Here is a 25,076-nt window from a genome sequence, read left to right as displayed (position 1 = left end):
CCACAAAGGAGTAAAGCGATGTTCAAACAATTTCTAAAACCCTTTAATAAATCACTGATGTTGGCATGTGTGCTACCCGTGTTAGTTGCATGCCAAGGTAGTCATTTAGAGATAATGCCTGAATTGTCAGATGAAACCTTGCTGACAGAACATTTATCTGTTGAGCAAATGCATCAAGATATTGATGCTTTATTACAAGGTGCACTGGAGCGTCACCCTAACCTTGGTAAATATACTCAAGTCTCTGAGCTAAAAAGGTACACTGAAGTACTCAAGTCGCAAATTACTCGACCTTTAATACGAACCGAATTTTATAAAATAGTCGGTCAACTTAGTCATAAATTTAATGATGGTCATGCATTCTTAATTTGGCCTTACCAAGAATATAGCTTGCTTAAAGAACAAGGTGCGAAACCTTTTCCTTTTGAAGTATTTATCAATTCACAGCAAGAGCTATATATACAAAACGACTATCATTCAGGTATTGAGAGGGTTGTGGCTGAAAGTAAAATTTTGTCGATTAATGGTATTTCGACAAAAGACCTTGTATTAGACATGCAAAGATATACAGGTGGAGAGAGTCGGCTACTTAGAGAAAAAGTCGTTGTAGCGAGATTCCCAGTTAACTTGTGGGCTGTATACGGATTTATTAATGAATTTAAACTAGAAATAGAAGTCGAGGGGAGAGCCAAAACCCTGCAGATCACCCAAGCCCAAGATTGGCAACAGACAACAACTGCTATTTCAGGAAAAACAAATCAAGACCATTACTTTAAAGAGTTAGAAAAAGGTGTAGGTTTATTATATTTGGAACATTTTGATATTAAACCGAGCGAGTTTGAAGATTTTGTAGATGACAGTTTTGAGCAAATTAAGACGTTAAACATTCACTCTCTTATTATTGATATTAGAAACAACCCCGGTGGTAATACGGATACCGTTGCCTATTTAAGTCGCTACCTTGCAAATAAACCATTCAGATTGGTCTCAGCGCTGCAAGAAAAACTCAACAAAGACAACCGTGGTTGGTTTAATTATAAAGGTGAAGTAGGGAAGGTTGTTGACACGGATTGGGATGAATGGGAAACGCCAATGAGTGACGATATCAGATTTACTGGTAAGGTTTATTTACTGACAGGCGCTATGAGTTATTCAGCAGCCATCGTATTCGCAACGACCTTAAAAGATAATGGCTTTGCAACCTTAGTAGGTCAGCCAACACAAGGTTTTGCCAATCAATCAGGACAGGGCAATTTGTTTAACTTACCTCACTCAGAGCTAAGGGCTTATATTACAACTCGATTATTAGTTAGGCCGAGCGGGGAATTGACTCAACAAGGTGTTCAACCACATTATGAAATTGAACCAGGCAATAGCATCACGCAAAACATGAATGATAAGACCATTGCGGCCACACTAGAGTTAATTCGGAAAAAAGCAGCAAAATGAACGAAATAAGAAACCACATATTATTGGTTGAAGATAATCAGCAATTAGCAGAGCAGCTGTGCGATTTTCTTATGCAAAAGGGCATGGTCGTTGACTATGCCTGTAATGGACAAATGGCAACCAACCTTCTCAAATCTGAACACTTTGATGTTGTAATTCTTGATTTAACCTTACCTGATACCGATGGACTAAATCTCTGTCGTTTTATCAAATCAGAACTTTCTGCAAATGTTCCGGTATTGATGCTCACCGCAAGAGACAGTATTGAAGAAAAGCTTGAAGGCTTCTCACATGGCACAGACGATTACCTAACAAAACCTTATGTATTAGACGAGGTTTATGTTCGGTGCTTAGCACTCGCTAGAAGGCATCAATTACATAAGTCTCAGAAGACATGTATTGGTGATTTAGAAATAGACTTTCATCAAAAAACAGTTCATCGCCGAGGGCAAAACATAAAACTCTCAAAAACCGATTTCTTATTACTTAAATTGCTTGCTGAAGCATATCCGAACGCGCTCAGCAAACGCCAATTAATTGAAAAAGTATGGGGAGATGATATGCCTGATACCGATGCCGTTCGCAGTCATATTTATACGCTTCGCAACGCCATTGATAAACCGTTTGAGTGCCCGATGATTAAAACGGTTCACGGAATTGGTTTTAAAATTGTTGCGTCTGAGTAATACGTGTCTAAAAAACGAGTATTTTAATTAGAGTAACTAAAATAAAGTGATGCAACGATGAAAAGCCTTTCAAACAGTATAAGTCGCGTGATTATAGCGACTGTGATATCTATCTCGCTTATTTATAGCTTGTTGATTATTTTATATGCTTGGACAATTGAAGATAATATTTTTAACCGTTTAGTTAATGACGAAGCAAGTTATATAAGCTCAGAGTTTCAACGCTCAGGGCTGATCCGCCCACCAAAAGCTAATTATATGCGCTTGGTTAAAAACTTTTCTGATCTACCTATCGAAATCCAAAAAGAGTACCCGTCAAACTCTAGCAAAGTCGAGTACCAAATAAGTTCTGGAAAAACGTTCCATATGACTACCCTAGAATTAGGTGGACAACAATTATTTTTGCTCGCTGACGTAGAGCAGTTCGAGGTTAGCAAAGATAATATGCCAAACTTGCTCGTGTGGCTTTTAGTAATAGCTTGTGTTATTTCTGCCATAGCCCTCGTTGTTAGCTTATTGACTGCCAAGAAGATAACAAGGCCTTTAAAAACGCTCGCATCTCAAGTGAACACAAAAAATGCAGAAAACATTGAGCCTGATGTATTTCCAGAAAACGAAATCGGTTTATTAGCACTCAATACTAAAAACGCTTTTACTCAGTTGAATAGCGCGCTTGATCGAGAGCGCGTTTTTACCAAAGACATAAGTCACGAAATCAGAACGCCTGTGGCGATTATTCAAAATGTACTTTCAGCAAGCAAAGAATCCAAAAAAATCACAGAAAATGATTTTGATACGGTTGCAGAGGCGGTTGCTAATATCAATCAAATCACTTCAATTTTATTGGCGCTTGCACGTTCCGAATCCAGCCAAAGAGAGGTGGTTAATTTAACTGCAGAGTTAGAGTCTTTGATTATTAACCAATTCGATTTTTTACTCGCAGAAGCAGGCAAACATCTTGAGTTAACTCTTAATTTTGAGAGGGATGTGAAAGTAACGTTTAACCAAAATTTGGTTACTATTCTAATGCTAAATCTATTGTCGAACATGGTCCGACATGCGAGTGGTGATAATGCCGACATTACCTTAAATGAGCGGCAGCTTATTTTTAAAAACCAGACTCACCAAAATACCATTAGTTCACCATTTGTAAGCGGCGTAAAAGGCAAGCAGAGTGAAGGGGTAGGGCATGGTTTAAACTTGATAAAGCGCATTTGTGAGCAATCAAACTGGCAATTGAGCATTGAACAACCGCCAGGTTACTTTATAGTGCAAATAAGCTTTGGTAACACGCCCCCAAACACTTAAATAAATATAAATCACGACAAAGTCACGACAACTGATTGGTTAAAGTGTTGCTAACTTCAACAAGGAGAAGCAGCAATGAAATATTTAACTTTATTCATAATTTGTATGGGCTTAATAAGCCCCCATGTATTTGCCAAAAAAGTCGCTCTATTAATTTCCGGTTACGGCAATGAAACCCAAGGTAAAATTAGTTATGACCTTGAAGAGCTTGCACAAACTTATTTGGTATTACATAACCATAACTTAGAGCTCGATATTGTCACACCTAAAGGCGGTGAGGTTGTTGTTAAGACAAATAAAGACAATCTAGCTTACATACAAAAATTCAAAGGGCTTGCCCTTCATAAATTGCAAAATACTCACTCAGCAAAACAGGCAATTCAGCAAAGCTATGACGCTTTATTCATTGTTGGGGGAGACGGCGCAATGTTTGATTTACCTTTTGACCCGTCAACTCAAACTTTCATTAATCAGTTTATAGAACAGCAATCACCCATTGCTGCGGTATGTCATGGTCCTGCCGCATTGGTTAATTTGAAATTCCCTGATGGTCGTTACTTTGTGGCGGGCAAGAAGGTAAATAGTTTTACGCAAATCGAAGAACAAGCTTTTAATGCAGAACTACTTGATAAATTTCCATTTTCACTTGAAGAAAAGTTGATTGAGCGCGGTGCAACATTTGTGAAAAACAGCCCAATGATGCCGTATATTTCTGTTGATGGAACGCTTATAACAGCTCAAAACCCGATGAGTGTCGCTAAAGCCGCAGAAGCCTTGTTACTAAAGTTAGGCATTTCACCAAAGCAAAGAACACCCTTTAAAGATGAAGCAACTTTCGAATTAATAACACAGGCCAAATCAAACGGTGCTGCGGTTATTTCAATTGAGCTTGGCAAAGATAAAACGAGATATGACTTAAATTATTTGGGGCTTTATGCTTTTTACGCATATAGACTCGCACAAACGCAAGATCAAAAACGGCAGGAGTTAACGCTTAAAGCTGAAATAGCAAACATCTTTAAGCATCCTAAATTATCAGAGTCTCTAATTAACGCTTATCTTGAGCAGCAATTAATTAAAGAGGCAGAGCAGGCATATCAGGTATTTAAACTGGATTTTCCAAGCGATAAGTCTATCGCTTTGCTTGAAAACAAAATAAATAGTTACAAATAGACTGCATAGTTATAGGAACAAAATGCTTGCCTAAAATCCAAACTCGATCTAATGTGATATCAACTTGATATCACATTGATGGAGTTTTCAATGAAAGAAACAAAAGGATTCTCAGCAAACGGGTATGTTGCAACTGTGATTTTTATTGCAATTGCATTAGCCTGTTTAAGCCAATTCAACCCAGTAAATGGGAGTGGCATTTTATTTGTCGTTCTAGCTGTGCTTAGTTTGGCATGTCTAACAGGATTATTCATGGTGCAGCCAAACCAAGGTCGTGTACTCACTTTGTTTGGCAGTTACGTAGGCACAGTGAAAGAAAATGGGTTACGTTGGACTGTCCCTTTCTTTATTCGCAGAAATATTTCTTTAAGATTAAGAAATTTTGAAAGTAATAAAATCAAAGTAAATGATGCGCACGGTAATCCGATTGAGATTGCTACCGTGGTTGTGTGGTCAGTGAATGACACTGCAGAAGCCGTATTTGAAGTAGATGACTACGAAAGCTTTGTAAACATTCAAAGTGAAGCGGCGCTAAGAAATATGTCAAGCGCTTATCCCTACGATCAACATGACGGTGATGAAATTGCATTGCGCAGTCACCCAATTCAAGTCTCTGAAGCTTTAAAAACAGAAATTCAAGATAGGCTGGCAAAAGCAGGTGTAAAAGTACATGAAGCTAGAATTTCACACCTTGCTTATGCGTCAGAAATTGCCAGTGCCATGTTACAGCGTCAACAAGCTTCAGCAATCATTGCTGCAAGACAAAAAATAGTAGATGGTGCTGTTGGTATGGTTGAGCTTGCGCTAAGCCGATTGTCTGAACGAGAAATCGTAGAGCTAGACGAAGAGCGTAAAGCCGCTATGGTCAGCAACTTGCTGGTGGTATTATGCGCCGAGCAAAATACGCAACCTGTGGTCAATGCAGGTAGTTTATACTAGTACTTGTTTTTAAATTAAGTCGAAGTTGTCGTTTAGGCTTCGACTTACCAATTTTTTTGAGGATTATTTTGGCCAGTAAGAAAAGTTATCCACTCAGAATAAACCCTGATGTTTTAGCGGCAGTTCAGCGCTGGGCCGACGATGACTTACGCAGTGTAAACGCGCAAATAGAATATATTTTGCGAGATGCATTGGTAAAATCGGGCAGGGTAAAAATAGTGCAAAAAGTGGTAACTGAAGTACAGCCACAAGGGGAAGACGGCGAGTAAATACTCATTGAACTTGGCTTGGTCAATTCTCAATAAAAAGCAGAGGGTTTAAAAGCTAAACCAAAAGAATAAACTATGATAAAAAATTTGTTAAACAGCTTACCTGATAACCTTCAAGAGGAGGCTTTCGAAGATCTGATTAAAACCGATTCAGTTCGCATTGAGCGTATTGTTTCTCATGGACACAGCTCACCTGCAACAGGTTGGTATGACCAATACGAGCATGAATGGGTGATGGTCTTAGAAGGCTTTGGTGTAGTTGAATTTGAAAGTGGTGAATGTATAACGCTTGAACAAGGTGATTCATTGAATATTCCTGCCCACAAAAAGCACAAAGTGAAACAAACCTCAGAACAACAGCCAACGATTTGGTTGGCTGTTTTTTATAAATAATCATCATGGCAAAACCGAATAAAAAAGGGCCCGTTAGAACGGTTGATATTTTTTGCGCAAAATGTCGAACCCAACTTTTTAAATACCGAAAGGGTGGCAAGGGTGCGTTAGTCAAATGCTTTGAAGAGCGAATTGTTGAAGACTACACCAAGGATAAAATTCATTGTCCACAGTGCAATATTAAATTTGCGAGAAAAACACTGATTAGAGGCACTCCAGCACTCAAAATCGTTGGCGGTAAGGTTACTTTTAAATAACTTCTTATTTGATTAGCAAAATTATAATACGACTTACACTAAGCGTAATCTGTTCATCATACGTTGATTTATCTGAGATTAAAATCCGATTATGTCTAAATTATTGTGTTATCAATCCAATTTGGCTGTATTTAAATATTCTCCTGACTTATCCAAACACATGTTCTAGGACTGCAATAATTTGTTGGTGAGAAGACATAATATCAGTAATATGCTTTTACAGGTTTTTTTAAGAGTTCAGACGTGTATCAAGAAGTTGCAGTTGACCATTTACCGGTAATTACCACATCGAACGAGCTAAATGCTTTTGACTATTCTCCGGATATCATTTGGGTTTTTGATTTAGACCGCCATGGCTTTTGGTGGGGTAATAAGAACGCCCTGGATTTTTGGGGGTTAAGTGACGTTCAGCAATTGATCGATAAAGACTTGTCTGGTGACACTGAAGGTGCTCGCAAACGCACAGAACAAACATTTGTTAAAGCTGCACAAGAAGGGTTAACAAAGGATCCTTGGACAACATACCCAAATGGTCAACCAAAAGTCATGCTAATGCGTCATGTTGCGGTGTTGCTTGGGCCCGAAAAGCACCGTGGGATTATCGCTTTTATCAGTGAGCAGATGGATACCAGTAGCCAGCCTGAAAACTTACTCTTTGCTGAAGCGATGCGATATACCACCGTAGCGGTAAGTTGCTATGACATGGACGGAAAGCGTTTATTTGAAAATCCAGCGTTTACTGATTGGTATAGCAACATAAAACAAGATGAAAACCTCAGTGATTTTGAAACTCGCTTTGAAGAACAATCAGAAGCAAGAGCACGTTTAACAGCTTCTCAGAGCCAAAAAGCTGGATGCGAAGAGCATCTAATGCAAACAAACAATGGGGTGCAGCGTCACACCGTAGACATCCGTATAAGTCGACACCCAATCACTGGTGACTTTGTATTTCTAGTGACTGAATATGATGTCACCGAGTTACACGATACGATACAAGAACTTCAGAAGACAAAAACGGAACTTAAAAAAATAGCGCATTATGATCCTCTGACTAAACTGCCTTCTGTTTGGCTGACAAAAGAGAGATTAAATTCAGCATTTAAACAAGCGAAGCGCTCAGATAAGCAACTGGCCGTGATGTTTCTAGATTTAGATGGTTTTAAAGAAGTAAATGATACTTATGGACATGGTGCTGGTGATGAATTGCTCAAGCAAGTCGCAACTAGACTTTCTAATATTTTTAGAGAATCAGACACAGTTGGTCGACTGGGCGGAGATGAATTTTTAATCTGTCTTCCCAATGTTGATAGTAAACATAATGTAGTCAACTTAGCGAAAACAGCAATCGAGAAAATAGCAAAGCCTTACGAAGTAAAAGACAGTTCCGAGAAAGTGAATAAGGTGAGTATCAGTGCTAGCTTAGGTATTGCATACTTCACAGAAAACAGTGACAACATAGAGTCTTTGATCCGCTGCGCAGATGAAAAAATGTATCAAGCTAAGCGTAATGGCAAAAACCGCTTCCAAGACTAGACAAAGAAAACAAAAAGGCCATCTTAAGTATAAAGGTGGCCTTTTTAAAAAGATTTTTTAGATGATTTTAAAAATCAAGCTTATTTAAAATATCGTCTTCGACATTTTGTGAAAGCGTGACTTTAAGTTTAGGAGTTCGCTCCATTTCGCGTTTGATAGCAAAGTTAGCTTCTTCGTTACGCGCCCAGCTGCGACGGGCAATACCATTGTTTACATCAAAAAGTAGCATAGACTTAAGGCGGCGCTCTGCATCTTCACTACCGTCTAGTAACATACCGAAGCCTCCATTGATAACTTCACCCCAACCAACACCACCACCATTGTGGATAGACACCCAAGTTGCACCGCGGAAACCGTCACCAATCACGTTGTGAATAGCCATATCTGCAGTAAAACGGCTACCGTCGTAAATGTTTGACGTTTCACGGAATGGTGAATCTGTGCCTGATACATCGTGGTGGTCACGGCCAAGAACTACTGGGCCAATCTCACCGCGTGCAATGGCATCGTTAAAGGCATTTGCAATCTTAATACGACCTTCCGAGTCAGCATAAAGAATACGTGCTTGTGAACCAACCACTAGCTTATTCTCTTTCGCATCTTTGATCCAAGTGATGTTGTCTTGCATCTGCTGTTGAATTTCTTCCGGCGAATTCGCCATGATCTCTTCAAGCACTTTTGCAGCAATTGCATCGGTTTTGTCTAAATCTTCAGGATTACCAGAAGTACACACCCAGCGGAATGGGCCAAAACCATAGTCAAAACACATCGGGCCAAGAATATCTTGCACGTATGACGGATATTTAAAGTCGATGCCGTTTTCAGCCATAACATCACCACCTGCGCGTGATGATTCAAGTAAGAACGCATTACCGTAGTCGAAGAAGTACGTGCCTTTTGCTGTGTGCTTGTTTACCGCATCAGCATGGCGTTTAAGCGTGGCTTGTACTTTTTCTTTAAATACCTCTGGCTCTTCACGAATTAATCGATTTGATTCTTCATAGCTGATATCAACCGGGTAGTAACCGCCTGACCAAGGGTTATGAAGCGACGTTTGGTCAGAGCCTAAGTGAATGAAAATATCTTCAGATAGGAAGCTTTCCCATACATCAACAACGTTACCAATAAACGCAATTGACACCACTTCTTCGTTTTCTTGTGCTTTACGTACACGGGCAACAAGGTCTGGCATGTTATCAACCAGCTCGTCCACCCAACCTTGTTGATGACGCTTAATTGCCGCCTTTGGGTTCACCTCAGCACATACAGTAATACAGTTAGCTATGTTACCCGCTTTTGGCTGTGCACCACTCATACCGCCAAGACCGGCTGTTAAGAAAATCTTACCTTTTGGTGATTCACCTTTATTGAGTACTTTACGAAATGCATTCATCACCGTAATGGTTGTACCGTGAACAATACCTTGCGGGCCAATGTACATAAATGAGCCTGCAGTCATTTGGCCATATTGCGTTACACCTAGGGCATTGAATTTTTCCCAGTCATCCGGCTTTGAGTAATTCGGGATCATCATACCGTTGGTTACAACTACACGCGGCGCATCTTTCGATGATGGGAATAATCCCATAGGGTGACCTGAGTACATATGTAGCGTTTGATCTGCTTCCATTTCGCTTAGGTACTTCATCGCAAGTAAGTACTGCGCCCAGTTTTGGAATACCGCACCGTTACCACCGTAAGTGATAAGTTCCTCTGGGTGCTGTGCTACTGCTGGATCAAGGTTGTTGTCGATCATGAGCATGATCGCCGCAGCTTGCTCGCATTTTGCAGGGTAATCAGAGATTGAGCGTGCTTTTAGCTCATAGTTAGGCTTAAAGCGGTACATATAAATACGGCCAAAATCTTTTAGTTCTTGCGCAAATTCTTCTGCGAGCTCCGCATGCCACTCTTTCGGAAAGTAACGTAGCGCATTACGCACCGCTAGCTGCTTTTCTTCAACCGATAAAATATCTTTACGCTTTGGCGCGCGGTTAGCGCCTGCAGGATATGCTTTCGGTGCAGGTAATTCGCTAGGGATACCTTGTTTGATGATATTCTGAAATTCTTGTACGTTCATGTCAGTTATCCTTAGTTCAGCGTAACAGTGAATGCCTGAGATTTAACAAACTCAACCATGGCATCAATGTCAGGCTTTAATAGTCTATCTTCTTCTAATTTCGCAACCTTAGTACGAATGAGCGCATGATTTTGTTCAATGATATCTGAACAGGTATTTGGGCGTCTGAAGTCAACGGCTTGTGCTGCGTACATTAGCTCAATTGCGAAGATTTTCTCAAGATTACCAAGAATCTGGTTAAGTTTACGGCCCGAGATACTGCCCATAGATACGTGGTCTTCCTGACCCATTGACGTTGGTACACTGTCCGCTGATGGTGGGAAGCACAGTGATTTGTTTTCTGTAACAAGTGCCGCGGTGGTGTATTGAGGGATCATCATGCCTGAGTTTAGGCCGCCTGATGTAGTCAGTAGACGCGGTAAGCCATGTAAACCTTCAAGCAATAAATAACAACGACGGTCTGAAATATTACCCAGCTCAGCAGCGGCAATTGATGCATAATCAAGTGCCATTGCCAGCGGTTGACCGTGGAAGCTACCGCCTGAAATTGCTTCTTCTTCACTGATCACAATTGGGTTATCAGTGACTGAGTTCATTTCAATTTCAACAAGTTCTTTCAAGTGATTGTAGGCGTTACGTGATGCACCGTGTACTTGCGGAATACAGCGCAACGAATAAGGGTCTTGAACGCGGTCACAGTCAGTGTGATCTGCCATATTTTGTGAGTCTTTAAATAGACGACGCATGCGTGTAGCAACTTCAATATTGCCAGCAAAGGCACGAATTGCATGTAGCTCTTTTCTAAATGGCGATTGGCTACCTTGCATACCTTCAATGCTCATTGCACCTGCTACATCGGCAAGGTCAAGCAGGTAACGCATCTTAGTTAGGCCAGTAATACCATGAGATAAAATAAACTGAGTACCGTTAATCAGCGCTAAACCTTCTTTAGCATGAAGATCCATTGGCTCTAAGCCATTGTCAGCTAGGGCTTTTGCCGCAGGCACAATGTCATCACCAACCCAAAACTCACCTTCACCTAAAAGTGGTAAGAATAAGTGCGATAATGGCGCTAAGTCGCCTGATGCACCTACCGAACCTTGCTCCGGTACAACTGGAATTAAATCAAGCTCAATAAACTTCAGCATACGCTCAACGGTTTCTAGGCGAATCCCCGAAAAACCTTGGCTTAATGCGTGCACTTTAGTGATCAGCATTAGTTTAGAAATAGATTTAGCAATTGGGTTACCAACACCCACAGCGTGAGTGATCAGCAGATTTTTTTGTAATAGGTTTGTCTCTTCAGGGGTAATTTGCGTATCACACAGAGGACCAAAGCCCGTGTTAATACCATAAACGGCTTTGTCAGATGCGGCCATTTTGTCAACACGTTGACGGCTTGTATTAATTTTATTGATAGCTTCACTTGTTAAAACAGCTTCAACTGAACCATTTGCAATACCATTTACAGTATCAAGATCTAGACGGTCTACACCATATCTAAATGTCATCTTGTTCTCCAAACTAATTGAGTTCTTATATTTATGGCGCACATACTAACGAGTAGATGAAGTTTTATAAATTACATATAATCGATGTTTATTCCGATTTTATCAAACTAATGAAATGGTTTAATAATGCAAATACATGATGTAGATCTCAGATTACTTAGAATATTTGTGGCAATTGTGGAGTGTGGTGGTCTTTCTGCAGCAGAATCACGGTTAAATATAGGGCGTTCCACTATTAGTTCGCATTTATCGGACTTAGAAGTGCGTCTAGGTATTAAGCTATGCAAACGAGGGCGAAGTGGCTTTGAGCTAACGGAGCCTGGAAGAGTCACTTATCAAGCATCTTTAGAACTCTTGCAGCAATGTGAAGCCTTTGCCAATACAGTAGCGAGTTCTAAAAATGAGTTATCGGGTCGAGTGAGTATCTCAGTGATAGACACCATGGTGAGCGATCCCCGCTGTGGCGTTGCTAAAGCGATAGCGTCACTTCGCCAGCTAAGTAAGAACATTCAATTTGATATTAATGTATGTGAGGCCAGAGAAGTTGAAACTTCAGTGATAAACGGTCGTTCACTCGTAGGTTTAGGTGTGAGTCGTCATCATATAAGAGGACTTGAATATATTCCTCTACATAACGAAAACAACTACTTATACTGTGGAAAAGGGCATGAACTGTTCTCATTAGAAGGGCAGGTATTGTCAGAGCGTTTATCGGATGCTGAAGTGATTACTTCAAATTATATGAGAGACAAAGAAGTCAGAAACGATGGTTTGAATTATCAAAACAGTGCTACGGCATATCATGATGAAGGCATTGCACATTTAATTTTATCTGGTGAGTTTATTGGTTATCTGCCAGAGCATTACGCGAGTTTCTGGGTTGATAAAGGACTAATGAAGGTTATAGAGCCTGAAAATTACGCCTATCAAATCCCTGTGAGTTTAATCATTTCGAAAAATAACCAAGCAAATCCGTTAGCAAGTGTCATAGTCGACGCACTTTTATGTTCGCATAGTGACTAATTTTAATGATTTATTCGCAGATAGTCAGAAGGAGATTATACTTAATTTAACAATAATATTTGGGGCGCTTTTTTGTCATTTGAAACAGCGAAACGTTCAATAAAGGCAGTATTACACAGTAGATTTCTTCTGTCTTTACGTGAAGCCTTCATTGCTTTGATCCCCTATTTTGTGAGCAGTGCCATCGCTATTTTACTGCTAAATAGTGCTGTAAAGTTCAATATCGTGGCACCAAGCGATCATGCATATTCAGTCATACTGGCAAGTGCTTCTTTGGTGCTTTCGTTATTTCCAGTTATTGTTTCTATTTCCATCGGTTTTTTTATAAGCAAGAACTTTGGACAAAGTGGTGTGGTGGGGGCCATGCTAGCGCTGCTCTGTTTTTCATTGCATGGGCAGTATATCAATTTTGATGGCGAATCATTTAGACTTGACCCTACAGGTGGCACACCCTATGCGGTCATTATTCCTTGTTTAAGTAGTTTAATCTTAAAGTTGCTGGTAAACCTTCATCCTAATTTAGATAAATACTTTCATCATATAAGTCGTTTTTTGAGTGAGAAATTACTAATAATCTTGCCTTTTACGCTGACATTCTTCAGTTTTTATACATTTATGCCAGTGATTAATTTTGCCGGTGATCTGATAGCTTCTTTGATAACACCAGATATTAGCCAATCAACGATAGCCGAATTAACGTTTGAAAGAATGCTGTTTACACACGGCCTTTGGTTTTTAGGCATTCATGGCGACAATACTTTTAATATGGTATTTGACGCAAATTACTTAATGCAGCCAATTATAGGAAACCTACCTGCTAAAACCTTTTATGACACATTTGTTTTAATAGGAGGGACGGGGTGTTTCGCTGGGTTAATTATTGCGGCATTATTCTTAAAATCTGGCTCACATGAAAAGAACATAGCTAAACTTTCGATTCCTTTTACTGCTTTCAACTTTTGCGAAATCATTCTTTTTGCATTACCCATATTTTTAAACCCGATCATGCTAATTCCTTTTGTAATGGCACCAACAGTTAACTTTTTGATTTCTTATACCGTTATAGATTATGGGTTGGTTAATGTGAGTAATGAAACGATTAGTTGGATGACACCTACATTGGTAAATGGGTTCATGGTGTCTCAAGGCTTCTCTGGGGTGTTATTACAATTATTTTTATTGTGCTTGAACACATTAGTCTATTACCCATTTTTAAAATGGCACAGTGAACAAATCAATTTTGATAAAGCCATCAGTAAATTGAGTGATCAACTCAACATCTCAGAGCAGCTTCGTAATAAAGGTGAATCAGATTTTATTGCGCACCAAATAGATCTAGAAAAAGCAAATAAAGCACTTAAAGAAGTTCTCACAGAGATTAGTAACGGTAGGCTACTACTTTATTATCAACCGCAAATTTGTCAATTTTCAAAAACCGTTTCTGGTTTTGAAGCGTTACTAAGACTAGAAAAACAATCAGGTGATATTGTTGGTCCTTATTTTTTAGACACCTTGATTAAACACGATGAAACAGAAATTATCGATATGTGGGTTATTGAACAAGCACATAGAGATTTAGTGTATTTTAATAGCAAAGAATTTAAACCAGTCATTAGCATTAATGTTAATCCTAAGGTGATGTCAAACAGTTTGTTAGTCGAATATATCTGTGAAGTATTTAAAGATTTTCCAAGTCAGCTAAAAATCGAAATTGTTGAATCAAGTTATCTAACAGATAAGAAAACGGTGCTTAAGAATATAAAAAGCTTACAAAATGCAAAAATACATACTGTTATTGATGATTTTGGAACTGGATATTCTAGTTTGGCCATGTTGTCAGAGTTACCAATAAAATATATTAAGCTTGATAAATCTTTACTAGACGATACTGGTACTGTGAAAGGAAAAGAGTTTTATCAACATATTGTTGAATTACTGCATAAGATGGATAAATCAATTGTTGCTGAAGGTGTAGAAACGCAAGAACAGTTGGCTTTTATTAATGATTTAAAAATTGAGGTAGTACAAGGCTGGGTATATCAAAAAGCATTACCAAAAAAAGATGTTATCAATTTCGTAAAGCGTTTTTAAAAATAAAAAACGCGGTAAGAAATACTCACCGCGTTTTAAAGTTAAGGAAGTTTAATAATATTAAGCTTCAACAACTTTTACAGGTACCGCTTTTTCAGAACCATACTTAGTAGTTAGTTCTTCTTCAAGTGGCGTAAATGCTGTTAGGTCAATGCCTTCAACTGCAGCTGAGTATTCAGCCATAGTAGGGAAGCGACCTAGAATAGTAGAAAGTACTACTAATGGTGTTGAACCGAGTAGTGATTCACCTTTCTTCTCTGCAGTATCTGCTACAACACGGCCTTGGAATAGACGTGTAGAGGTTGCGATTACAGTGTCACCAGGTTCAGCTTTTTCTTGGTTACCCATACATAGGTTACATCCTGGACGCTCTAGATAAAGGATGTTTTCGTACTTTGTACGTGCAGAAGTTTTTGGATTTGCATCATCAAACTCAAAGCCAGCGTACTTAGCTAGAATTTCCCAATCGCCTTCAGCTTTAAGCTCATCAACAATGTTGTACGTTGGTGGCGCAACAACTAGCGGTGCTTTGAACTCGATAGAACCGTTTTGTTTCTCTAGGTTACGCAGCATTTGCGCAATGATCTGCATGTCACCTTTGTGAACCATACAAGAACCAACGAAACCAAGGTCTACAGGCTTACCATCGTAGAAAGATACTGGACGAATTACATCGTGCGTGTAACGACGAGAAACGTCTTCGTTGTTTACGTCTGGGTCAGCAATCATTGGCTCAACGATTTCGTCAAGGTTAACAACTACTTCAGCGTAGTACTTAGCATTGTCATCTGGTGCAAGCGCTGGTTGCTCACCAGACTTGATACCAGCGATACGCTCATCAGCTAAGTCGATAAGACCTTGAAGAGTCTTAGCTTCATTTTCCATACCCTTGTTGATCATGATCTGGATACGGCTCTTAGCTAGTTCGATTGACTTGATTAGTGTTTCGTCGTTTGAAATACAGATTGAAGCTTTCGCTTTCATTTCTGCAGTCCAGTCAGTGAATGTGAACGCTTGGTCAGCCATTAATGTACCGATATGAACTTCGATAATACGACCTTGGAACACGTTCTCGCCGCCAAATTGCTTAAGCATTTGCGCTTGCGTTGCGTGTACCACGTCACGGAAGTCCATGTGCTTAGCCATTTTGCCTTTAAACGTTACTTTAACAGAATCAGGAATTGGCATTGCCGATTCACCTGTTGCAAGTGCTAGTGCAACAGTACCTGAGTCAGCACCGAACGCTACGCCCTTAGACATACGTGTGTGTGAGTCACCACCGATGATGATTGCACGGTCATCCACAGTAATATCGTTTAATACTTTGTGGATTACGTCAGTCATTGAATGGTAAACGCCTTTTGGATCACGCGCAGTGATAAGGCCAAACTTATTCATGAACGCCATTAGTTTTGGAATGTTAGCTTGTGCTTTTGAATCCCAAACTGATGCAGTGTGACAACCAGACTGGTATGCACCGTCAACAAGTGGTGAAATCGTTGAAGCAGCCATCGCTTCAAGTTCCTGACAAGTCATAGGACCTGTTGTATCTTGAGAACCTACGATATTAACTTTAACACGTACGTTTGAACCAGCGTGAAGTGGTGTTTCAGACTGAACGCCAACTGCATTACGGTTAAAGATTTTCTCAACAGCAGTTAGACCTTGACCTTCATGAGAGATTTCTTTTGAAGGCGCATAAACAGCTGGTGCTTCAACACCTAATGTTTCAGCAGCAAGTGTTTGTAGTTTCTTACCGAATACAACTGCGTAAGAACCGCCAGCACGCATGAATTCAACTTTCTGTGGAGTGAAAGCAGAAGATACATCAACTAGCTCTTTGTCGCCGTTGTAAAGCTTTTTAGCTTTAGTATCGATAGTTAATACTGTACCTGTTGCTACAGAGTATGCTTCTTCTAGAACTGGGTCGCCATTAGCGTCAGTTACTACGTTACCGTTTTCGTCAACTTTCTTAACCCAGTTTTTAAGGTCAAGACCAATACCACCTGTTACATCAACCGTTGTAAGGAAGATAGGTGCGATACCGTTAGTACCAGCAACAACTGGTGCAATGTTGATGAATGGAACATACGGGCTTGCTTGCTCACCAGCCCAAAGTGCAACGTTGTTCACACCAGACATACGTGAAGAACCTACACCCATAGTGCCTTTTTCAGCGATAAGCATAACTTTCGCGTTAGGGTGCTTTTCTTTTAGCGCTACGATTTCTTGTTGCGCTTCAGGTGTAATCATACATTGGCCGTGAAGTTCACGGTCAGCACGTGAGTGTGCTTGGTTACCAGGAGAAAGTAAGTCAGTTGAGATGTCACCTTCACCCGCAATGTAAGTTACTACTTCAATTTTTTCTGGAATGTCAGGAAGCTTGGTGAAGAATTCTGCATTAGCGTAGCTTTCAAGAATTTCTTTCGCAATTGCATTTCCTGCTTTGAACGCGTCTTGTAAACGTGTTGTATCAGCATCGTAAAGGAATACTTGAGTTTTAAGTACGTCAGCAGCTTGCTTTGCAATTGCTTCGTCGTTGCCTAGTGCAAGGTCAAGTAGTACAGCGATAGATGGACCACCCTTCATGTGAGAAAGTAGTTCAAATGCAAAATCAGCTGTGATTTCAGCTACAGATTCTTCACCAAGAATGATCTCTTTTAAGAATTGCGCTTTTACGCCTGCCGCAGATGTAGTACCTGGCAGTGTGTTGTAGATGAAGAAGTTTAAAGAATCTTCACGGTGCTCATTTGTTGTATCTTTAATTTGAGCAATGATTTCAGACAGAAGCTCTGCGTTGTCGATTGGTTTTGGGCTAAGTCCAAGTTCCGCTTTACGCGTTTGGATCTCTTCCATGTATTCTGTATACAAACTCATAGAAAACTCTCGGTGTTTTTTACTTGATACGAAATGAGCAACTTAGTGCTAAATTAAATTGCCCAACGAAAATGCTCATTAAAGCCGACTCATATTATAGTCGACTTTGTGTATGATATTTTGAATCTATCAATTACTTGCACTGCGATTCTATCGCAAATACATAATAATTTACATCAATACCAAAAATAGTTGCTATAAATATAATTGATATCAAAGTGCGCCATCTGGCTCAAACCCATCTTCGCCACTGATTTGCTCTGGTATACCGCAAATGGCTCTGGATGTTTGCATGCCAGCCATTACTGCGGCTTCAACACATCCGGCATTTACACCAGTTTTGATCCAGTCCCCCGTGATGAATAAATTGCTGAAAATAGTGCCATCAGTTGGCAATCGATATTGGCTACTATTTGTGACTGATAACACATAACGCTCTGAAGGGTCGACGTTTACACGCCAGTATTGTTCATCAAAACGCGACTCCCCCGGTAGGTTATTTTCAGAGTAAAGAGCGTCCCAATTAAATTCATCACCGTGATAGGCTTCAGGCCATAATGGTTTCATTTCTCTATTCAATTTTTCTAGCGCGTTTTGCTTTACAAAGGCTTTTTGCTGAGCAGGGAAGTTATGTACATCTTTACCTGGATAGTCATCACACGTATAGGCACTACAAAAATAAGCGAGATTCTTGGGATGATTGTTCAGAGGCCAATCTTCTTTATCTAATAAATTAGACATAGCAGCCCATGTATCAAAAGGCTGAGAAAAACTACTTAGAATAGGCCGCTCTTGGCTTTGTGGAATGTAGTTAAAACCAAGTTGCTCATCCGTTTTATTCATCCATAATTGAAATGCTTGCGTGGCGACAGCTTTAACCTCAGTCGCTTGTTGTTTGAATTTTGCATCTATTGCAATTAGTTCTGGACATAAGTGCGCAATAGAAGCGACTGAAATACCAAAAATTACTTTGTCGAAATCTTGTCCTAGCTTGAGTGTTTTGGTCGGTAAAGTATGCCCAAATTCTGCCTCATAAACTTTAGGCCAATCGCTCCAAAATGATTCTAAATTAATATTTTTGTCTTGTAATAAATTAGCTTGTGCATCTTCAATTTGATCATAAATCGGGTAGGAGGGCCAGCAAGGTAAACCTTTTACATCCACTAGTGGAGAATAGTTATTAGACTTCAATGCAACTTGTTCAGTAATAACAATTTCATCAATGAGATTATCTGTCTGACTACTAGTTGCGGGCTTTAAAGCATCAACCTGATGGAAGAATTCAAATTTTACTCCGCGCTGTTTTAGCAATTCGTAAATAGGTGAAAATATTACATCGCCCATGCCTGCTTGCATTTTCCACATAACGCCACCGTGGTAACAGAGCATAAGTCTGAGCATGGCTAAACTTGCGACGCCAGCTTCAACATCTCCTTTGCTAAAATCACCATCAACATAACCGAATACTAAATCGTAAAAACCAATAACAGGCGCTGATTCAACACTGTACTTTTCGTTTGCGCCATTCTTTTTAAGCCAATCTTTAAAATCGATGTTATTGATTGAACCAAATCCTTTCGAGAAAACTTTATCTTTTATTAAACCTGTCGTCATTGCGATGACTAAATCAGCGCAGATATAAGCACGTCTAATCGATGGGTTATCATCTAGTAATTCAATGGCCTCACTATTTAACCAGCGTTTCAATTTACGAACTATGTACCAAACAACAAGTCTGTCTTTTGGATTCTGGAGATTTTTATCATTCGATCTAAGGGATAAAAGGTGTTTGAGCTGAGTTGCAAGGATCTTAGGCGAAGACCAAATTTCTTTTAGTTCATCATGTGCTGAGTCAAAAAAATCACTCACTTCGTCTTCAATGTCATCGAAGGTATCGGTTATTTCAGTGGCCAAGTGTTTTAAAAGGCTTCTATCTCTAGACTTTTTTGTTTGTAACTTAGTGACTTTATTTGCTTGTTCAATTTCATCTTCTAATGATTCTATGAATTTATGAAGCCATGCAATGAGCACTTCGAGCAATTGCCAAAAATGCAGATCAAGTGTGCCATCAGCAGGGTTCCCTTCAATTGTTGGAAAGTCTACTGGCCAAGTTTGCCACTCATTTTCAATGAACTCTTGTAATACCACAAAGCTATGTGGCTTAAATGCTTCTTGCCAGCTACTCAAGGGCATGTTGTCTGGCCTGTTTAATTGACTATATACAGTTTCAATCGCGCGAAATGAATTAACATAAGCGCCAAACCACACGTGCAAACCATGTTCTTCAATTCTTTGCCCAAATTCAGGGTTTCTTCCACTTGCCCCTTTACCGCCTAAGCGCCAACCTAGTTGATAGACAGTAATGTCATATTTATCTTGCCAGTTTTCAGCTTGTGTTAAATAAACTGCTGAGGTCATTGCTGCAACGCCACCGCCTAAAATAACAATCTTTTCCTTAGCCATATTTAGCTCCTTTAGCTGTTGCTTGATATAAGTTCGTACGCGCCGTCTTGATCAAAGTCCATGCACACGTAATAGGGCAGCATTGCTGTTTGTTTACCAATTTGTATTCCGAACATGTCATCAAAAGGAAAAGCATCGAGCTTATTGATGTTGACTTCGTATTCATCTTTAAGCATGGCGATTTTATGGATGTCTTTGACTGTTGATGGAGAGTGCACAACAGCGCTATATACGGCATTATGGGCAAAACCATCTGGAAATTGTTTAAATAGAATTTGATCCATTTGTGGATTTTTAATGCCACTTATAAATTGTTTAATAAGCTCAGCACTTATGTGAATGTCTTCGACACTGGCATGGATGAGTTCAGCGACTTCTTGACCAACTTCTATGATTTCTTCAAACAGTGAACCACCATCTGAAAAACGTTTAATGCTGAGCAATTCGTGCCAGTCCATTTTGGTATTTGGATTAAACGGCTGAAAGGTTTCGAGGCTTAAAGCAAAATTGTCAGCGTGTTTATAGTCACTTGGCATAGTGTAGTCACATAAATACTTGTTATAGCCCCAAGTTTCTCGGCCATTCACCAAGGCATTAATGTTGTTTACAGTAATAAACGCCGGATACCAATAGATATGCAAAGCTTTATTTGAGGTTTTATCGACCTTAGCAATAGGCATCCAAACAATAATATCAGTCTCTTGCATCCAACCATATTGGCTAAAGGGCTCAACTTTAGAGGCAATATTTTCAATATCAGTAAAGGTGAGTAAGCAATATTCTGAAAGTGGTTTGAAATAAACGTTTTCGGAAGGCACCGAATTTAAAGTGTTATTTATAAATTCTGTGATGGTGCTGTAAGTACCTTTGATAAAAAAACCATACATTCTGGCATTGAGCATACGACAGGGCGGCTTTGCAATTGGGTTACCTAAAAAATGGCGATACGAACCAGTATTTTCGGACATAGCAATTTCCTTTTAATAACTGTGACTCTATTGTTATTAGCAGAGGAAATGGGATTTATCGAATGTTCATGCATATACAAAAATAATTGTTCCTATATTGGTTATTTGATTTAATGTATTAGGTTTAATCGGGATAATTAAGGAAAATTGCAATGCATTGTTTTGATGGGGGTAACAAATATCAAGAGAGAAGTGTTAATTCTGTTAGACAGACAATTGAATTTAAATGTCGAAAAAAATACATCTTACTTTGTTTAACTTTTTATCTAGGTGTTGCTATTTATATATCTAGTGCTGTGTTTGACCCGCAAACGGCTGCAACAAAATTCAAAGCGCAAAGTTTATTAGCTGAGCCAAAACTGTTATTTGTACTTAGCTGTTTCATATTTGGCTGGTTTATATTCTCCTTTGTATATATTTTTGTGACTTTGGAAACTAAATTAACTTTATGCTTTGACAAAAATGTTATTAGCATTTCTAGATTTTTCTTTAAAAACATCACATTGACACTCGATATTGACGAAGTCGCCTTAATTCAGCACGCAAACAAAAAAGATGTCTTTGCGTTGTCAGTAAAGTCTAAACACGATATGAAGCCAGTGTATGAAAGCAAAGACTTTTATTGGAAAATCACTGAAAATAATGATCGAGAGGGCTATTTAAGAATTTTAAACAATAATGTAGGTTTAAAGCGAGATACTGGATCTGGCTAGTTGAAAGGTAGTCAATATACAGTATTTATAGTTACTTATTTAAAAGTTAGATATGCCATTCTTAAAAACGCATGGCATATCATTTTGATTTAATCAAGCTGCTGATGTGTCAGCTTTTTTATTTTTCGCCATTTTCTTAGCCCGCTTGATGGCAGACTTTTTAGATGCTTTCTTTTGGGCAATTTTCATTACTTTGGCATCTTTGAGTTGCTTAGTTGCATATTTCAGTTTCTTAATGGCTTTTTCAGCGGCATTTTCGGCTTCTTTAGCTTGCTCTACGGCAAGTTGTGCTTTATTTGACGCGTCTTTTGCAATTGCCGATGTACGCTCAACCTCTTGCTGGCTTAATTGTATTATTTTTTCCAGTTTTGTTAGTCTGTCTTCAAAAATAAGATCGGCATCTAATGTTAAATCTTCCATTGTGACTCCTTATTTACGCTCGAAAGAGCTCGGCTCGCCGACAATCAGAGGGTCAACTTGATTAACCACGTCTTCGTCTTTGCCAGGGTAATCTAAACAGCTCAAGAAATGCCTCATACAGTTAATGCGGCCACGTTTTTTATCGTCAGAGCGGATCTGAGTCCATGGTGCATCTTTTGTATGCGTATGAAACATCATGGCATCTTTCGCTTCACTGTAATCGTGCCATTTAGACAATGAGGCCATATCAACAGGGCTAAGCTTCCATTGTTTTAGAGGATCATTTTGGCGAGACTTGAAGCGTCTAAATTGTTCTTCACGGCTAACAGAGAACCAATATTTAAATAATTTAATACCGCTATTGACCAGCATGCGTTCGAGATCGGGTGTTTGGCGCATAAATTCGAGATATTCATTATCGTCACAAAAGCCCATGACTTTTTCTACACCAGCACGGTTATACCAAGAGCGGTCGAATAGAATGATTTCACCTTTTGTAGGTAAGTGCTGAATATAACGTTGAAAATACCACTGATTGCGCTCTCTGGCATTGGGCTTTTCAAGTGCGATGACATGTGCGCCACGGGGGTTTAGGTGTTCCATAAAGCGTTTAATTGTACCACCTTTACCTGCTGCATCTCGGCCCTCGAAAAGCACAACAATACGTTGATTGGTTTGTTTGACCCAACCTTGCATTTTTAAAAGTTCAATTTGTAATTCGTGTTTATGCCTTTCGTACTCTACGACATCCATCTTTGATGAATAGGGGTACTTACCATCAGCGTTCCACTTCATTGGTGGGTTTTTGACATTCAGGTCAAATACCATCTCGCTTTTTGACTCTTCAACATGATCAGACGATGGGGTTGGAAATTGCTCTATATTATTTGATTGCACGGGCGCTTCCTTATCCAAAAAATTATATTGGTAACACCTTACTATAAAGGGCGCTTTGAGCAGTGCATTGATCTAGGTCTAGTTGAGCATAAAAGATACAATAAAAAAGGGAGCTGAATGCTCCCTTTAAGCTGATTTAATTACAGCCTACTTGAATTTGTTCTGTCCAAACTCGTACTACGAAGTCATTGTAATCAGCATCATTTTGATCTTCCCAATACTGTGTTTGTCCATGCCACCTAAAGTTGTTCGTGAGTTTTGAAGCATTACCATTGAGTGCGAGTGCATAGTCAAAATACGCAGATGAAGGCAACTGGTAACTACCAGAACCACCGTATTCATCAAGCAGTTTAATAAATTGATTATTTACTTTTATGCCCCAATCATTGTTGTAGCCCGCGCTTTCACTGACAAATTGATAATTTATTTTGGTATGTGGAACAGGGATGCATTCAGCATCATCGTTTAGGATCATTGCTGGTAGATTTACACTTCCATTACTATTCAAGCTTGCTGTAGCTTGTATAGAAAAGGTCTTAGTTTCACTGTATTCATCATTATCAATCGTTGGAATTTCAATAGTAGTATTTGTATCACCAGCATCAAAGGTGACTATCTGTGTTGGGAAAGTAAAATCATCGCTAGTGGCTGACCCTTCAATTGCCGAAACCTCAACTTCAACGTCTTGATAATAGCTGTTAGAAAGGCTGACAGCGAAAGATAAAGTTTGGCCTTCAGTAACAGTATCTTCAATTGCTGATAATGAAATAATTGGTAGGGGATCTGTTTCACATAATGGGGCTGTATAACATGTTGTGGTTTCGGATGTATTAGTAGTGAGGTCGTTCAGCCTCACAGGGACTTCCGAAATGAAACACGTATTTCCCGAGTGTGGATTAAGTTTGAAAAGCTCTGACTTATTTGTTTGACCAAAATCGTTTATCTTTGTTCGACTAATGATCAAGTTACCAGCATGATCAACCGTTGCTCCAGTTACAGCGGTAAGATGATGTTTTGATAACTTTTTGAGCGAATAGTCAGAAGTATCTACTTGGTAAGCAGAAGTGCTAGTGACTAAAATCAATTCATCATTATAGAATGCTAAATCACCGCGATACTTACCACTAAGTACACCCAAATCTGCAAGTTTAGTGTACTCACCCGTTTGCGGGTTGATTTCATATAGTGCAGAAAAACTACTGCCGATAAGACGGTTATTCGCTTTGTCAAAGACAAGAGAAATAACGCCTTTTGTTCGGCCAACCTCAGTGTGGGTTTGAGTTTCGACATCAAAATAAGCGAGTTTGGTATACTTAAAACGATCACCCGCGATAGGTAAGTGTTTTTTGTCAGCGCTTGATAGATTTAAATGACCAATGTCGACTTTGTATGCTAACGCTCTTGGAGCAGAGACATAGTAAATTCTATTTTGTTGAGCATCGTATGCTAAGGCAGCAGAGCTAAACTTAGCGACAGAGTTAGCTTTTACGGTTTGAAGTTGATCATCAAGTTTAAATAAGATACCGGTTTCACCGCGGCCTGCGTTAATACCGTAAAGCTCACCTTTACATTCATTCGCTGATAATGAGAGTGAAGCAGTAGAAATCGCAATCGCCAAAGACGATAACATGAAAGACTTATACATAGTGCAATCCTAAATACAGTTCCGTAACTATAGAAAACACAAAGTAATGACACATCAAATCCAAACTGATGTGGGTCTTAGTCCATAAAGGGAAGGCGCATCCATTATTATCTTTGCAGACGCGGGTATTATTGTCTTTTATTTAACATTTTTCAAATAAAAACTAGTTCTTTTGTATTTGCTTTTCGAAGTTTGGTAAAAGTTCCTCAACAATCTTTTTTGCAGGAATGGTGTAACGTGTGCCGTTAAACATAACTGAAGTATGCTCGTTGATATCAGTGATCCCGGTTAAGGTCCAACCTTCACCGCGTTCATGACAGAAAACTTTAGTGGTAGGGGGGATAACTTTAAATGTTTGGCTCATGCAACTCTCCGAAGTAAAAA

Annotated in this window: 21 protein-coding genes; 12 read left to right on the top strand and 9 right to left on the bottom strand. The window is 39.3% G+C overall.

Annotation, left to right across the window (positions count from 1 at the left end; translation table 11 throughout):
* Positions 1-18: 18 nt before the first annotated feature.
* The 9 genes from AAEU28_RS01485 (at position 19) to AAEU28_RS01445 (ending at position 8,007) form a co-directional block, all read left to right on the top strand.
* A complete protein-coding gene (locus AAEU28_RS01485; protein WP_421962660.1) occupies positions 19-1,449 on the top strand; it encodes a S41 family peptidase in 1,431 nt (476 codons plus the stop codon).
* Positions 1,446-2,135: a response regulator transcription factor gene (locus AAEU28_RS01480; protein ID WP_421962659.1), complete on the top strand. Its 690-nt coding sequence runs from the start codon at positions 1,446-1,448 to the stop codon at positions 2,133-2,135. The genes AAEU28_RS01485 and AAEU28_RS01480 overlap by 4 nt, the downstream gene beginning before the upstream one ends.
* A gap of 57 nt (positions 2,136-2,192) precedes the next feature.
* Entirely contained in the window at positions 2,193-3,443 is a 1,251-nt protein-coding gene (locus tag AAEU28_RS01475) for a sensor histidine kinase (RefSeq protein WP_421962658.1), read from the top strand.
* Positions 3,444-3,518: 75 nt separating this feature from the next.
* On the top strand, positions 3,519-4,616 hold the full coding sequence (locus tag AAEU28_RS01470) for a type 1 glutamine amidotransferase domain-containing protein (protein WP_421962657.1): 1,098 nt from the start codon (positions 3,519-3,521) through the stop codon (positions 4,614-4,616).
* A 90-nt stretch (positions 4,617-4,706) separates the two neighbouring features.
* The gene (locus tag AAEU28_RS01465) at positions 4,707-5,555 is read left to right on the top strand and encodes an SPFH domain-containing protein (protein WP_421962656.1); all 849 of its coding nucleotides are present in this window, start codon (positions 4,707-4,709) and stop codon (positions 5,553-5,555) included.
* Between the two features lie 68 nt (positions 5,556-5,623).
* Positions 5,624-5,824, top strand: a complete 201-nt coding sequence (locus tag AAEU28_RS01460; RefSeq protein ID WP_404394923.1) for an Arc family DNA-binding protein — start codon at positions 5,624-5,626, stop codon at positions 5,822-5,824.
* Between the two features lie 75 nt (positions 5,825-5,899).
* Positions 5,900-6,217, top strand: a complete 318-nt coding sequence (locus AAEU28_RS01455; protein ID WP_421962655.1) for a cupin domain-containing protein — start codon at positions 5,900-5,902, stop codon at positions 6,215-6,217.
* 5 nt (positions 6,218-6,222) lie between these two features.
* Positions 6,223-6,474 (top strand): hypothetical protein, encoded by a 252-nt coding sequence (locus AAEU28_RS01450; RefSeq protein WP_421962654.1) that lies wholly within the window; start codon positions 6,223-6,225, stop codon positions 6,472-6,474.
* Between the two features lie 243 nt (positions 6,475-6,717).
* Positions 6,718-8,007: a diguanylate cyclase domain-containing protein gene (locus tag AAEU28_RS01445; protein ID WP_421962653.1), complete on the top strand. Its 1,290-nt coding sequence runs from the start codon at positions 6,718-6,720 to the stop codon at positions 8,005-8,007.
* 67 nt (positions 8,008-8,074) lie between these two features.
* Here the strand turns inward: AAEU28_RS01445 and AAEU28_RS01440 are convergent, their stop codons facing one another.
* Both AAEU28_RS01440 and hutH read right to left on the bottom strand, forming a co-directional pair.
* Positions 8,075-10,084 carry a urocanate hydratase gene (locus tag AAEU28_RS01440; RefSeq protein ID WP_421962652.1) on the bottom strand — a complete coding sequence of 670 codons (2,010 nt, stop codon included), beginning with the start codon at positions 10,082-10,084 and terminating at the stop codon, positions 8,075-8,077.
* Between the two features lie 11 nt (positions 10,085-10,095).
* On the bottom strand, positions 10,096-11,595 hold the full coding sequence (gene hutH, locus AAEU28_RS01435; RefSeq protein WP_421962651.1) for a histidine ammonia-lyase: 1,500 nt from the start codon (positions 11,593-11,595) through the stop codon (positions 10,096-10,098).
* Positions 11,596-11,721: 126 nt separating this feature from the next.
* Between hutH and AAEU28_RS01430 the strand changes: the two genes are divergently transcribed.
* Together AAEU28_RS01430 and AAEU28_RS01425 are read left to right on the top strand one after the other, a co-directional pair.
* Complete coding sequence (locus tag AAEU28_RS01430) at positions 11,722-12,618, top strand: LysR family transcriptional regulator (RefSeq protein WP_421962650.1); 897 nt, start codon at positions 11,722-11,724, stop codon at positions 12,616-12,618.
* A gap of 72 nt (positions 12,619-12,690) precedes the next feature.
* Entirely contained in the window at positions 12,691-14,709 is a 2,019-nt protein-coding gene (locus AAEU28_RS01425; RefSeq protein ID WP_421962649.1) for an EAL domain-containing protein, read from the top strand.
* 60 nt (positions 14,710-14,769) lie between these two features.
* Here the strand turns inward: AAEU28_RS01425 and AAEU28_RS01420 are convergent, their stop codons facing one another.
* From AAEU28_RS01420 to AAEU28_RS01410, 3 genes are all read right to left on the bottom strand, one after another.
* Entirely contained in the window at positions 14,770-17,586 is a 2,817-nt protein-coding gene (locus tag AAEU28_RS01420) for a bifunctional aconitate hydratase 2/2-methylisocitrate dehydratase (protein WP_421962648.1), read from the bottom strand.
* Between the two features lie 213 nt (positions 17,587-17,799).
* Positions 17,800-20,049 (bottom strand): NAD(P)-binding protein, encoded by a 2,250-nt coding sequence (locus AAEU28_RS01415; protein WP_421962647.1) that lies wholly within the window; start codon positions 20,047-20,049, stop codon positions 17,800-17,802.
* Positions 20,050-20,060: 11 nt separating this feature from the next.
* Entirely contained in the window at positions 20,061-21,017 is a 957-nt protein-coding gene (locus AAEU28_RS01410) for an acetoacetate decarboxylase (protein WP_421962646.1), read from the bottom strand.
* 152 nt (positions 21,018-21,169) lie between these two features.
* On the opposite strand from AAEU28_RS01410, the gene AAEU28_RS01405 reads away from it, so the two are divergent.
* Positions 21,170-21,730 carry a hypothetical protein gene (locus AAEU28_RS01405; RefSeq protein ID WP_421962645.1) on the top strand — a complete coding sequence of 187 codons (561 nt, stop codon included), beginning with the start codon at positions 21,170-21,172 and terminating at the stop codon, positions 21,728-21,730.
* A 93-nt stretch (positions 21,731-21,823) separates the two neighbouring features.
* On the opposite strand, the gene AAEU28_RS01400 is transcribed toward AAEU28_RS01405, so the two are convergent.
* The 4 genes from AAEU28_RS01400 to AAEU28_RS01385 all read right to left on the bottom strand — a co-directional run bounded on the left by AAEU28_RS01400 (position 21,824) and on the right by AAEU28_RS01385 (position 25,056).
* Complete coding sequence (locus tag AAEU28_RS01400; protein WP_421962644.1) at positions 21,824-22,150, bottom strand: hypothetical protein; 327 nt, start codon at positions 22,148-22,150, stop codon at positions 21,824-21,826.
* A gap of 9 nt (positions 22,151-22,159) precedes the next feature.
* Positions 22,160-23,047 (bottom strand): polyphosphate kinase 2, encoded by an 888-nt coding sequence (gene ppk2, locus AAEU28_RS01395; RefSeq protein ID WP_421962643.1) that lies wholly within the window; start codon positions 23,045-23,047, stop codon positions 22,160-22,162.
* A 136-nt stretch (positions 23,048-23,183) separates the two neighbouring features.
* On the bottom strand, positions 23,184-24,692 hold the full coding sequence (locus tag AAEU28_RS01390; protein ID WP_421962642.1) for a Calx-beta domain-containing protein: 1,509 nt from the start codon (positions 24,690-24,692) through the stop codon (positions 23,184-23,186).
* Positions 24,693-24,855: 163 nt separating this feature from the next.
* Positions 24,856-25,056: a hypothetical protein gene (locus AAEU28_RS01385; RefSeq protein ID WP_421962641.1), complete on the bottom strand. Its 201-nt coding sequence runs from the start codon at positions 25,054-25,056 to the stop codon at positions 24,856-24,858.
* Positions 25,057-25,076: the final 20 nt, after the last annotated feature.

Origin of the sequence: Pseudoalteromonas sp. SS15 (genome assembly GCF_049257195.1) — a bacterium.
In the GTDB taxonomy this organism is placed as follows: Bacteria; Pseudomonadota; Gammaproteobacteria; order Enterobacterales; family Alteromonadaceae; genus Pseudoalteromonas.
The sequence above is the reverse complement of the archived record's forward strand: the minus strand, read 5'-3'. Positions and strand labels throughout refer to the sequence as shown.